General features: G+C 70.5%; 11 protein-coding genes and 2 pseudogenes. 7 read left to right on the top strand and 6 right to left on the bottom strand.

Annotation, left to right across the window (positions count from 1 at the left end):
• The first annotated feature begins 270 nt into the window (after positions 1-270).
• Together ACH4J0_RS38600 and ACH4J0_RS38595 are read left to right on the top strand one after the other, a co-directional pair.
• Entirely contained in the window at positions 271-840 is a 570-nt protein-coding gene (locus ACH4J0_RS38600) for a TetR/AcrR family transcriptional regulator (protein WP_396245868.1), read from the top strand.
• 37 nt (positions 841-877) lie between these two features.
• A complete protein-coding gene (locus ACH4J0_RS38595) occupies positions 878-2,056 on the top strand; it encodes a GDSL-type esterase/lipase family protein (protein ID WP_396245863.1) in 1,179 nt (392 codons plus the stop codon).
• 223 nt (positions 2,057-2,279) lie between these two features.
• Here the strand turns inward: ACH4J0_RS38595 and ACH4J0_RS38590 are convergent, their stop codons facing one another.
• From ACH4J0_RS38590 to ACH4J0_RS38575, 4 genes are all read right to left on the bottom strand, one after another.
• Complete coding sequence (locus tag ACH4J0_RS38590; RefSeq protein WP_396245862.1) at positions 2,280-2,567, bottom strand: hypothetical protein; 288 nt, start codon at positions 2,565-2,567, stop codon at positions 2,280-2,282.
• A gap of 557 nt (positions 2,568-3,124) precedes the next feature.
• The gene (locus ACH4J0_RS38585) at positions 3,125-4,198 is read right to left on the bottom strand and encodes a hypothetical protein (RefSeq protein WP_396245861.1); all 1,074 of its coding nucleotides are present in this window, start codon (positions 4,196-4,198) and stop codon (positions 3,125-3,127) included.
• Positions 4,199-4,511: 313 nt separating this feature from the next.
• Entirely contained in the window at positions 4,512-4,994 is a 483-nt protein-coding gene (locus ACH4J0_RS38580; protein WP_396245860.1) for a transposase, read from the bottom strand.
• Between the two features lie 113 nt (positions 4,995-5,107).
• On the bottom strand, positions 5,108-5,776 hold the full coding sequence (locus ACH4J0_RS38575) for an IS3 family transposase (protein WP_396245859.1): 669 nt from the start codon (positions 5,774-5,776) through the stop codon (positions 5,108-5,110).
• Here ACH4J0_RS38575 and ACH4J0_RS38570 point away from each other — a divergent pair.
• Positions 5,685-5,912: pseudogene (locus ACH4J0_RS38570) on the top strand (transposase); the annotation flags it as partial. The gene ACH4J0_RS38575 and the pseudogene ACH4J0_RS38570 sit on opposite strands and share 92 nt — an antisense overlap.
• A 382-nt stretch (positions 5,913-6,294) precedes the next feature.
• Here the strand turns inward: ACH4J0_RS38570 and ACH4J0_RS38565 are convergent.
• Both ACH4J0_RS38565 and ACH4J0_RS38560 read right to left on the bottom strand, forming a co-directional pair.
• Positions 6,295-7,737, bottom strand: a complete 1,443-nt coding sequence (locus ACH4J0_RS38565; RefSeq protein ID WP_396245858.1) for an MFS transporter — start codon at positions 7,735-7,737, stop codon at positions 6,295-6,297.
• Between the two features lie 100 nt (positions 7,738-7,837).
• Complete coding sequence (locus tag ACH4J0_RS38560; protein WP_396245857.1) at positions 7,838-8,413, bottom strand: TetR/AcrR family transcriptional regulator; 576 nt, start codon at positions 8,411-8,413, stop codon at positions 7,838-7,840.
• 580 nt (positions 8,414-8,993) lie between these two features.
• Here ACH4J0_RS38560 and ACH4J0_RS38555 point away from each other — a divergent pair.
• The 4 genes and pseudogenes from ACH4J0_RS38555 to ACH4J0_RS38540 form a co-directional block, all read left to right on the top strand.
• On the top strand, positions 8,994-9,296 hold the full coding sequence (locus ACH4J0_RS38555) for a hypothetical protein (protein WP_396245856.1): 303 nt from the start codon (positions 8,994-8,996) through the stop codon (positions 9,294-9,296).
• Positions 9,293-9,763 (top strand): hypothetical protein, encoded by a 471-nt coding sequence (locus tag ACH4J0_RS38550; RefSeq protein ID WP_396245855.1) that lies wholly within the window; start codon positions 9,293-9,295, stop codon positions 9,761-9,763. Before ACH4J0_RS38555 ends, ACH4J0_RS38550 begins: the two co-directional genes overlap by 4 nt.
• 134 nt (positions 9,764-9,897) lie before the next feature.
• Positions 9,898-10,197, top strand: coding sequence for a hypothetical protein (locus tag ACH4J0_RS38545; RefSeq protein ID WP_396245854.1), 300 nt, complete (start codon positions 9,898-9,900; stop codon positions 10,195-10,197).
• Positions 10,164-10,520, top strand: a pseudogene (locus ACH4J0_RS38540) (NAD(+) kinase); the annotation flags it as partial. The gene ACH4J0_RS38545 and the pseudogene ACH4J0_RS38540, both read left to right, overlap by 34 nt.
• Positions 10,521-10,875 lie beyond the last annotated feature (355 nt).

Below are 10,875 nucleotides of genomic sequence, written 5' to 3'. Positions count from 1 at the left end.
ATCCAACTTCGATCCACCCTCATTGAGGGATGCCTGGCCGGCACCGGCCTCTCACTCACCCCACCGACCCCGCCCTGAAAACCTCAGTAGCTGGCTCGGCGGGAACCCCGTCTGTGCGAATCAAGGCGGGGTGCCCGTGCGGGCGGCTTCGCAGGCCCTGCCGTCTCACTCACCCTCTTCGGCAGAGAAACCTTGATGAGTACAGCATTTGCCTATAGGTTATAGGTAGATGCAGACTAGTCATAGACATACTGAGAGTAGGTGATGGTTTTGACTCGGGCAGGACTGAGCCCGGAGCGGCTGACGCTCGCTGGTGCGGAACTCGCCGATGAGGCCGGTTTCGGCCAAGTGAGCCTGTCCGCGCTCGCCCGGCGTTTCGACGTGAAGCCGGCGAGCCTGTACGCGCATGTGAAGAACTCCCACGAGCTCAAGACCCGGATCGCGCTGTTCGCACTGGAGGAACTCGCCGACCGGGTCGCCGACGCCGTGGCCGGGCGCGCGGGCAAGGACGCCCTGACAGCCTTCGCGAACGCCTACCGGGACTACGCCCGGGCGCACCCCGGCCGGTACGAAGCAGCGCGGTACCGGCTCGACCCGCAGACTGCCGCGGCCAGCGCCGGCGTCCGACATGCACAGATGACACGGGCAATCCTGCGCGGCTACGACCTGGCTGAGCCGGCCCAGACGCACGCGGTCCGCATGCTGGGCAGCGTCTTCCACGGCTATGCCTCCCTGGAGGCGGCCGGCGCTTTCGACCACACGGACGTAGCCGCTCAGCAGTCCTGGACCTGGACCCTGGACTGCCTCGACACCGCATTGCGGAGCCGGTCCACCCCCTGACCGGCCGCCCCGACCAAGGATCAAAAGGCTTGAGGCAATGAGCACCGAACAGAACCTGATCACCACCCCCATCACGGCCGACTTCCTGCGCGGGCACCTCGACGTGGAAGAGACTGCCCACGGCCTGCTGCTGCACCGGCTGCCCGCCCGGGCGCGCCGCCAGATTCCCGACGCCCGACTGGCCGTGGCCGAGGCCCAGCCCTCCGGTGTTCGGCTGGTCTTCCGTACCAACGCCACTACCATCCGCCTGGACACTCTGCCCACCAAACGCGCCTACCTGGGCTTCCCGCCCCCGCCGGACGGCATCTACGACCTCCTGGTCGACGGCCGCCTCACCGCCCAGGCCACCGTGGACGGCGGGAACCTGCACACCATCACTGACATGCAGACCCAGACTGCGGAATTCACCCCGGGCCCCACCGGCACCGCCCACTTCACCGACCTCCCACTCGGCGAGAAGGACATGGAGATCTGGCTCCCGCACGCGGAGATCACCGAGGTCATCGCCCTGCGCACCGATGCCCCCGTCGAGCCTTCCCCGGACAAGGGGCGCCGGGTGTGGCTGCACCACGGCAGCTCCATCAGCCACGGATCCAACGCCGTCTTCCCCAGCACCATCTGGCCCGCCCTGGCCGCCTCCGCAGGCGATGTGGAGCTGATCAATCTCGGCTTCGGCGGCAGCGCACTGGTCGACCCGTTCGTCGCCCGCGCGATGCGCGACACCCCCGCAGATCTGATCAGCCTCAAGCTCGGCATCAACATCGTCAACAGCGACGCCATGCGCCTGCGCGCCTTCGCCCCCGCCATCCACGGCTTCCTCGACACCATCCGCGAGGGTCACCCCACAACCCCCCTGCTCCTGGTCTCCCCCATCCTGTGTCCGACCCACGAGAACACCCCCGGACCTCTCATGCCGGACCTCTCCAGTGGAACCCTGAAGTTCAAGGCCACCGGTGATCCGGCCGAGACCGCCGCCGGACGGCTGACGCTCACGATCGTCCGCGACGTCCTGGCCGACATCGTCAAGCAGCGGTCCGCCGAGGACCCCAACCTCCACTACCTGGACGGACTCGACCTCTACGGCGAGAACGACCACGACGAGTTCCCCCTGCCGGACGCGATCCACCCCAGTCCCGAAGGACACCGCCGCATCAGCGAGAACTTCGCCAAGCTCGTCTTCGCAAACAACGGCCCTTTCGCCACCACGACCGGCTGACCGGATGACCCGTGCCGGGCGTGTAACCGACAGCCCCACGGTGGCCCGCACTCAGGCGGCACGATCCTTCACCGGGTAGAGCTCGGCGTGCCGTACCCGGTCCTGCCACCAGGAGTCGGCAGGGGCCGAGATGCGGGCGGCCATCAGCTCACCGCCGGGTAGGGGCGGGTGGTGTCGGTCATCGTGCGAGGCCTCCGGGAGTCGGGTACGGGAAGCGGGGTCATCAGCCGGTGGTGGATGGGGCGACGGGCTCGTCGGCCGCGAGGTAGGCGTCGGTGACCTCGGCCAGGTACTGGGCGAGTTCGTCCGCCCGTGCCCGGTCCGTCGCCGGGTCCGCGGCCTGGCTGTGCGCGTTGGCGATGCCCGCGTCGAGGTCGGCGGCGTAGCGCACCAGCGCGTCGTACAGCCGGACGGTGGTGTCGAAGCGTGCCTTCCCACGTTCCGTGCAAGACCAGCAGATCAGGCTCGCGCCGCCTCCATGCCGGACACCGCCTGGCCAATAGACGGGCACCCGCCAGGCTATCCCGGACTCCGACCCGTGCGTCCGGTTTCGATGTCACTTAAATCAGTAACGGCACTTCACCAGCGGTCCACTTGCATTCGCCTTCCTGATCCCCACCTGACGCCTGACAGGCGCCTTTTCCACATCGCTCACCACGATCGCGTCACCGCTCTCGCAGCATGTGGCAGTTTGAAGCCTCCCCCCCCCGCAGGGCGACTTCGAAGGGCCAAACCTTCATCTCTTGCACAGCATTGCTTCCAGAACCTCCTACATGCAGTTCCTTTCACGTTCGTGGCACACGGGTTGTCGGATTTACCAGCCGCCCGGAAAGGGCTTATGACCTGCGGAAACGCGCGGAGACCGCTGGAAGCGGCGGGGTACCTACGATGGTAGCTACGGGCGTATCTGCGGTGGTGGCTACGGGTGTACCCACGGTGGTGCCTACATGGAACCGGCGCGACGCCGGGGAGCGCCGTGGGCCGGCTGGTCGACGCGGACGGCTTCGCCGGTTGAGCGCAGGAAGTCGGCCGGGCCGACTTCCTGCGCTGCGCGTGCCACGGGGTGGGTTACCGCTGCGAAACGCGCCGGCGGCTGAGCCGCGTGGCCGCCGCGCCAGCCGCCAGGAACGCGGCGGAGAGACCGAGCAGGACGGGCGTCTTCGGGGCGCCCGTCTCGGCAAGCTCCCCGTGGTGGGGCTTGCCATGGTGCTTCTCGCCCTCACCGGAGGGGCCGGGCTTCATCTCGTGCCTGCCATGGTGCGCAGGCTTGTGCTCCGGCCGTGCCTCGACCTCCTCCGCCACGAACTTGATCTTGTTCAGGTTGACGGCGGTGCTCTTGGAGCTGTTGTCGTTGTTGTTGGTGACACTGTTCTGCACGAGGACGGTCACGTCGACGTCCTGGGACTGATCCTGCTGGTGGTGCGCGGAGTTCTGGTCCTGCCCATGGTGCTGGTTCTGAGCCTGCTCCTGGCCACCGTGCTCGTCGGGCTTGCCGTGCTGGCAAGGCTTGCAGTGCTCGCCGTGCTCGCACTTCTCGTCATGCTTGCAGTGCTCGTTGTGCTTGCCGTGCTCGCCCTGTTCGCCGTGTTCGGCAAGGATGCCGGGAACGCCGTGCTTGCCGTGTTCGAAGGGCATGCTGGGAACCTCGGGCAGGCAGAAGTGCATGCCGAGGCCTTGGCTGGCGAGGTGCCCGCGGTGCTCGTGCCCGGGCTCGTGGAGGCAGTCCTTGCTGCCGTTCGTTCCCATGGGAAGCGTCGACGGCGCCTGCCCCGTCAGCCGCTCGCCCTCGGTGCCCTGCTCGCCGGCCTGGGCTGTCTCATCCGACAGCGCGGCGCCGGGCTCCTGCCCGTCGACCAGGGCGTCCTCGGGCTCGGTGTCAACGTCGGTCCGGTGGAACGGGCGGACGGCCTGCGTCGGCCGGACAGCACCACTGCTGGTGATGGTCCTGGCGCCGTCCGCCGAGGTGCTGCTCCCCTCGGCCAGGCGCAGAAGGCTGTCGACCCATTCGCCCGGGGCCTCCGTCGAGGTGGAGGCCGCGCTGTGGTCGGCGACGGGCGAGGCGTAGGCCGTACCGCTGGCGCCCCACACCAGGGCGGCCGATGTCAGCCCTGACAGGACCAGGGTGGTGATTCGAGATCGCATGACGCTCCTTGATCCGCAAAACGGATCTTCTGGATACGCTCCCCTACCACCTGATCGCGGCGAGCGCCGCCACGGATTCACCACTCCGGCCCAACGAATTACCGAGCGTGGACGAACGTCGTCTGCGCAAGCCGCCCCGCGGTCCGCGCCGCCGCGCCCGGGCTGCGCCCGGGTCCTGACGGCCCGCCGTGACGAGCCGGGGTCGTCGGCGGGGCACGGCTCAAAGCCGATCCGCTCAGCCACCGCCAACGGATCGAGGCGGCCGTCCAGCAGATCCCGCAGGCAGTACCGGGCCAGCGCCCGGGCGCGGCCCTCAACGGTGGCGGGCAGCCGCAGCGCCGCTGGCGGCGGCCTTGACCGACTGGGAGTGGATGACCGCCGCGGTCGGCTCGGGGTCCCGGCCTTCCGCGGTGCGGACGGCGGCGCGCATCCGGTCGTGGAACTCGGTCAGCAGGCCGGTGTCGCGCCAGCGGGTGAAGAAGGCGTGGACCCGCTTGTACGGCTGGAAGTCGGCGGGCATTGCGGCCCGTTTGACGCCGTTGTCGACGAGGTAGCGGATCGCGTCGAGCAGTTGGCGGTGGCAGTAGCCCTCCGGCCGCCCGCCCCGGCCGCCCATCCACGCCGGCACCGGCAGCAGGTCTCGCACCGCCGCCCACTCGGCGTCGGTCATGTCGCTGTCGTAGCGTCGAACACGATCGCCATGGTCGCCCGCGTTGCCGTACCGGTGCGCGAAGCAGTCACACCTTGGGGGTACGAAGTTGCCGCCGACCGCGGCGACGGCGTACAAAAGCGGCAACAGGGCCTCCTCGCTGCTTTCGGTCTCGACAACCTCCAAGCTGCACAGGGGCCCTGTCTTCATGCGGCGACAACGTCGAGATCACCCGAATCGGGAACCCGCGAACACTCGCACTAATCACAAGCCCCGTGTGGGGTTTGCGGATCGCTTCTCAAGTCGCCAACTGAAGCGCTCTGAAGTTCCACCCTGATCTTGGACACGGGTTCTTGCGCTGCGGGGGTGAAGTCGTGCTGCAGCCTGGCTCGGGCTTCGAGGGGTGTGAGGTGTCCGAACTCAGGGTGCTTGCGGAGCCTGGTGCGGTTGTATTCGACTTCGATGAAGTGGAATACGTCGGCTCGGGCGGCCTCGCGGCTCTCCCAGACGGTGGTACCGATGTCCGCCTTCAGTAAGCCGAAGAAGCTCTCGGCTGCGGCGTTATCGCAGCATATGCCGGTTCGTCCCATGCTCTGCCGCAGATTCAATTTCCCTATTTCCCTGCGGAATTCGCCACTCGTATACTCACTTCCGCGGTCGGTGTGCATGATGCAGCCGCTCTGCAGGCCGCCGCGGCCGGCGGCCATCTTCAGGGCGTCGGCCACCGGCAGCTCGGCGCGGTGGTGGTCGGCCATCGCGTAGCCGACCACCTCGCGGGTTGCCAGGTCGATGACGGTGGCCAGGTACCACCAGCCCTCAATCGTCGGCAGATACGTGATGTCGCCGACGAGTTTCGTTCCGGGCCGCGTCGCGGTGAAATCGCGGCCCCCAGGTCCGGGGCCGGGGCGGCCTTTGAGCAAGCGGTACACGGCTGAGTTCAAGCGGGACGCGATCGCGCTGGTACGGTCCTCGCCGCATCGGAACGTCACCGAGATCGCCCGGGAGCTGGGGGTCAGCCCCGAGAGCCTGCGGGGCTGGGTCAAGCAGGCGAAGATCGACGAAGGGGACGGCTCCACGGGCGCGCTCACGACGGCCGAGCGGGGGGAGCTCGTGCGACTGCGCAAGATCACGCACCAGGTCGTAAGCCCCTGCTGCCGCCGTCTCCGGCCCCGAGGGGCAGGCGCTGCGGGACCGGATGCTGTCGGAGTCGTAGGCCCAGCTGGAGGCCGACCGGGTGCTGGCCGAGGTCGAACTGCGGGAGGACGTGGCCGGGCTGGCCGGGGAGCTCGCGCGGCGGGTCATCGGCGGGCCGGTCGCCGCGCACGATGCCAAGGCGGGCGGGCGCGCCTGAGGTCCCGCGCTATCGTACTTCCCCAGTACTTCCCCACCAGCGGTTCGGGCTCTGGTCGGTGGCTGTGCCACCGACCAGAGCCCGAACTGTTCGCGGTCAGCTTTCGGTCAAGGCGAGGGCGGGGGTACGCGGGGCCGAGGTGGGGGCCGTGGTGGCGCGGGAGAGGCGGACGGTGAGGGCGATCATGGCCAGGACGGCGGCGAGCGCGAGCCAGGTGGCGGCGGCCGCGGCGGTGGCGTGGGTGTGGTGGTCGAGGACCGCGAAGTAGGTGCCGCCGATGGTGGCGACGCCGGCGACGGCGGCGAACTGCTGGGTGGTGGAGAGGGTGCCGGAGGCGGTGCCGGCGCGCTCGGGGGTGATGCCGGCCATCGGGGCGCCGATCAGGGACGGGAGGACGAGGCCGTTGCCGATGCCCATCAGGCCCATGGTGGTCAGCAACCAGGGGAGGGCGTGCCGCTCGCCGTCGGTCTGCAGGGCGAGCGCGGTCAGTAGCAGGCTCAGGGCGGTGATCGCCCCGCCGACTACGGGGACGCGGAGCCCGTAGCGGGGGATCAGGCGCTTGCCGGTCAGCGAGGCGACCATGGCGAGGACGGCCATGGGGGTGAAGACCAGGCCGGAGCGCAGCGGGCTGTAGCCGAAGCCGGTCTGCACGGTGAGGCTGATGACGAAGACGAAGCCGGCGAAGAAGGCCATGAAGGCGGCGTTGACGGCCAGCCCGGTCCGGAAGACCCGGCCGCGGAGCAGCTTCGGGTCGAGCAGCGGCTGCCCGCCGCGGTCGGCGAGGCGGCGCTCCCAGCGCAGCGCGGCCAGGAAGGCGGGGACGGCGGCGGCGAGCATCGCCCAGGTCCAGAGCGGCCAGCCGGCCTCCCGGCCGAGGACGAGCGGGACGAGCGCCAGGGCCAGCGAGCCGGAGATCGCGAGCACGCCGATGCCGTCCAGGGCGGGGCGGCGGCCGGTGGTTGTGCGCGGCAGGACGGCGGCGGCGGCGGTGAGGACGATCAGCCCGACCGGCAGGTTGACCAGGAAGACGGCGCGCCAGCCAAGGCCCAGGAGGTCGCCGTCGAGCAGGACGCCGCCCAGCAGCTGGCCGCAGACGCCGCTGAGTCCGCCGGTGACGCCGAACCAGGCCAGGGCGCGCGGCCGGCCCTCGGCGGGGACGGCGGTAGTGATCAGGGCGAGCACCTGGGGCACCATGGCGGCGGCGGTGAGGCCCTGGCCCAGCCGGGCGAGCACCAGCTGGGTGGGGGACTGGGCGAGTCCGCACAGGACGGAGGCCAGCGTGAAGGCGACCACCCCGAACAGGAACATCCGGCGGTGGCCGAGGATGTCGCCGAGTCGGCCGCCGAGGACGAGCCCGGTGGCGTAGCTGAACACATAGCCGGCGACGGCCAGTTCCAGCGCGGCCTGGCCGGCGCTGAGGTCGGTGCGGATGGCGGGCAGGGCGACGTTTACGACGTTGCCGTCGAAGCCGTACATGAAGAAGGCCGCCAGGACGACGGGCAAGAGGGGTAGGCGGAACGGGCGGGGCAGGATGGACATCGGGTGCGGCCTCCGGTGAGGACAGTTATTGGTGGAAGTGCCAAAAACTCGGGCGGAAAAAGCGCCGGGGGTTGCCCGGCGGGAAATTCTCAGACGCGCCTTAGGGGCGCAGGTCATCGATGACGGCGTCGATGGTCGCGTGCAGTGACTCGGCCTCGAAGCCGGCCTTGGCCTGCAGTAGCAGTCCGTGGAAGGCGGCCATCACCTGGCGGGCCAGCACGCCGGCCGGGCGGTCCGAGCGGATCTCGCCGCGGAGCCGGCCGTCCTCGACCGCCGCTGTCAGCCTGGCCTCCAGCGGGACGAATGCCTGGCGCGCCAGCCCAGCCAACTCCGGCTCGCGCAGTGCCAGTTCGGTGATGGTGTTGACTGCGAGGCAGCCGCGGTGGTCGGTCGCAGTCTGATCCACCCCGGTGCGCAGCAACTGCCGGACGCGCTCCAGCGGCGGCTGGTCGTCCGACATGGTGCGGTTGCCGGCCGCGCCGCCCTCCCGGTAGCGGCGCAGTGCTAGCTCGAACAGCTGCCGCTTGCCGCCGAAGGCGTTGTACAGGCTGCCGCGCAGCATGCCGGTGCTCTCGGCCAGGTCGTCGGTCGAGGTCGCGGTGTACCCCTTGCTCCAGAACGTTTCCATCGCCGCGCCGATCGCGGCCTCGGTGTCGAACTTCCTCGGGCGTGCCATGGTGAGGATCGTGCCTGTTCTTGTCAGTCTTGTCAAAAACAACGTCAGATCCCGCCTCCTGTACCCGCACCGCCGGCCGTCTTGATCGTGCGCGTGATGACAGATTTCTCCTGCAACGGGACAGCTGAGCGCAACGGGGCTTGGACCGACCGCCGCCACCGGCCGAGGACGGGCGGACGGCGAACCAGGCCCGCGAGCTCCTCCTCGACCGCGACCCCGAGCACGCCGTCCCGCCGCGAACGATCAGCCTCGGCAACCGCCGATCCGCGCTGGCCGAGATCGAGTTCGCTCGTTGCACGCGCCCGGCCGCGATCGAGGAGGTGACCCAGAGCTCGGTGCCCGCAGTGAAACCCTGCTCGCCGTCGTGTGGACGAGTTGCGGGAGGAGGCCGACCGTATCCAGGCCGAGCTGACCGTGGCCGAGCGGGACTGGAACGAGTGGGTCATCGCCCGCTCGCGGGTCGGAGAGGTGCTGGCCCTGTCGGTGGTGATGTCGCCGGCCTCGACGTCTCCGAGGACCTGTGGGATCCCGGTGACCAGCCGGTGCGGCCCGAGCCTGCGGCGTCGCGCAGCTGTCGGCGATGGAGGGCGACGACCAGAAGGTCCGCTCGGGCCAGAAGGTGCCGGTCCGGCTGAAGGTGCGGGCCACCGATAAGGACCGCAAACCGGTCAAGGGCGCCAGCATCGAGTTCTCCACCCCAGGACCCGGCCTGAAGTTCCCCGACGGCAGTGACGACGCCACCGCCGTCACCGACCAGGACGGCTACGCCGCCGCCCCCGGCGCTGCGTGGTGTGGGGCGACCGGCTGGTCAAACGGCACGCCGAGCGCCGCCGCAGCGAATGGGACCAGGTTGACCTGGGGCCGGATCCGGCGGACACCGTGAGCCGCGCGGCGCTGCTGCTGTCCGCCGCGCTGCTGGACGCCGCCACCACCGAGGGGCTAGGCGAGCCGGCCGACGGCACGGCGCTGCTGGACCTGCCCCTGACCGCCGTCTCCGCACTGCTCAGGGGCACCTACGACGAAACGATCACCGAGATGCTCGACCGGACCCGTCCGGCCCTCGCCGTCACCGAACCGCTGCTGGACGAGCTGCGCGAACTGTGGGGCCCGCGCGCCGGTGTCGAAGAGATCCACCAGCGCGGCCGCGTGCAGCGCCTCGCGTTCACGATCGCGGTCGGCCACCAGGTCGCCGGGCAGCGCCGGAACGTCGACCCGGTCGAGGACCTGGCGCGCCGTGAGCTCGTGCGGCTGCGGGACCGCCTGGACGACCTCGCCCCCTGGGTCCAGGAACAGCGCGCCGCTGCCTGGGCCGAGGAGATCGCCGCGCAGCTCGGGGGCGACGCCCTGTAGACCAGCCCCGTAGGCAGGTGACGGCGGGCCGCCCCGCATGGGGCGGCCCGCCGCTGTCATCGAGCCGCCCGGACGGGCCCCGGGACGGCGGATTCGCCCGCAAGGTGTCGGTGCCCCCTGGGATGCTGGCCACCATGGATGACGAGGCACTGCTGCGGGGCCGGATCTACCGAGCCGACCACGACGACCCCGATCCCGGACCCCAGCCGGGGCACGAGTACCGCGAGCTTGTCGGCGGCCCCCTCGACGGCCTCCTCCTGGACGTCACCGGTTGGACTGCCGAGCAGCTCGCCGACGGCGCCGCGCTGGCCACAGAGATCGGCAGGTGCGGCGCCGGCGGCCGCGCCCACTACGACCCGCGCCCGGCAGATCCGTCCCGCTGGGACTGGGCAGGCGACACGCGGTCGTGTTCACCCCGATCGCCGCCCACATGACGTTCAACCGCACCGCCGTCGCCGCTTCCGACGAACCGATCGCGCTGCGCATCCTGCCGCACTCCGGCCGCGCCTCTGTCAGCATCGACGGCCAGTTGCGGGGAATCATCGACCCGGGCGACTGGATCGGCGTCTACCGCGCCCCGCAACGCGTGCGGCTCATCCGCCTCCAGCCCACCGACTTCTACGGTCGGCTGCGGGACCGCTTCCGACTCACCGACGCACCCGCCACCGCGACCGACCCGGAGTCCGCACCGTTCTTCCGTCCCGACTCCGCCGTACCCCCGGACCTCGCGGGCCTGCGGCTGCCGCCGCCCACCGCGGCCCGCTGGACGTCTCCCGGCCGCGCGGGCCGAACTCCCGACCGCCGCGGCCGAAGCCCCGCGGGCAGGTGCGCGGCTTCCAGGCGTCCGTGGCCCGAGGCGCGTCCGTCCGGGTGATGTTCTCGTCGGTCGGGTTCGGCTTCACCGGGACGGGTGCGCCGCTGGTGGTTCGCTGTCCGGCGGGCGCTGGTCGACCGGTTCTGACCATGGCCGCACGGAAGAGCCGGCGATCGCCGGCTCTTCCGTGCGGCAGGGAACCGGTGGACCGCGCTTCCACGGTGGGTCTGGGTCGGAGGTGGCGGTGGTCGGGGCTCGGCGTGGTGGTGGAACGGGTGGGCGAAGTCGGTGGCGGCGA

It is taken from the genome of Kitasatospora sp. NPDC017646, assembly GCF_044329365.1.
In the GTDB taxonomy this organism is placed as follows: domain Bacteria; phylum Actinomycetota; class Actinomycetes; order Streptomycetales; family Streptomycetaceae; genus Kitasatospora.
Note: the sequence above shows the minus strand (reverse complement) of the source record. Positions and strands in the feature narration are given on the sequence as shown.